The sequence below is a fragment of the Rhizobium ecuadorense genome (assembly GCF_001187535.1).
GTDB lineage: Bacteria > Pseudomonadota > Alphaproteobacteria > Rhizobiales > Rhizobiaceae > Rhizobium > Rhizobium ecuadorense.
The window spans coordinates 1-225 of the sequence record NZ_LFIO01001625.1 but is presented as its reverse complement, the minus strand read 5'-3'; the positions used below and the strand labels follow the sequence as shown (position 1 = coordinate 225).

Below are 225 nucleotides of genomic sequence, written 5' to 3'. Positions count from 1 at the left end.
GAAGCAAAAGCCTTCGAAACGCTCGGCCTCTCGCAGGACGCGACCTCTGAGGAGATTAGACGACGCTACAAGCAGATGCTGAAGATGCACCATCCAGATGCTAACCGAGGAGATCGAAACTCCGAAGATGAACTCCGGGCGGCAATAGACGCCCATAAGATTCTCAAGTTGAACGGGTTCTGCTAGGCGGGAGGTCTCGTCGCGGCCAGATGGGAGGGCCTGCCG

1 protein-coding gene is annotated in these 225 nt (G+C 57.3%); it reads left to right on the top strand.

Going from position 1 to position 225, the window contains the following annotated elements:
- Positions 1-186 (top strand): J domain-containing protein (locus AF337_RS32795; RefSeq protein WP_152971300.1); only part of this gene is annotated, 186 nt, incomplete at its 5' end.
- Between the last annotated feature and the right edge of the window lie 39 nt (positions 187-225).